The following is a 256-nucleotide window of genomic DNA, read 5'->3' as shown; positions in this document are numbered from 1 at the left end:
CCAGGGCCAGGGAGCGTTTGCCACCGTAGAGCAGGTCGATTTTCAGCCCCAGGTCCGCAGCTACCTGTTGCAGCACATCGGTCAAGGCCCGGGGCACGGGGCTGAGCTGGTGCTCGATTTGGCAATGGGCGGCACCTTCAACAAGAAACCGTTGCCTTTCACGGCGCAGGTGGCGACCGTGCGCATGAGCATGGGTGCGCAATCCTCCCTGTGTCAGGTTCCGCGGATCAACGGCAGTCTGTCGGCCGGCGCGCGC

General features: G+C 64.8%; 1 protein-coding gene. It reads left to right on the top strand.

The genetic code is table 11. From position 1 onward, the window contains the following. Positions 1-256: hypothetical protein (locus AC0L3U_RS39730; protein ID WP_473365171.1), on the top strand; the 256-nt coding region annotated here is incomplete at both ends.

The organism is Bradyrhizobium sp. Kon69 (assembly GCF_055807515.1).
This window is presented reverse-complemented; position numbering and strand designations above follow the sequence as displayed.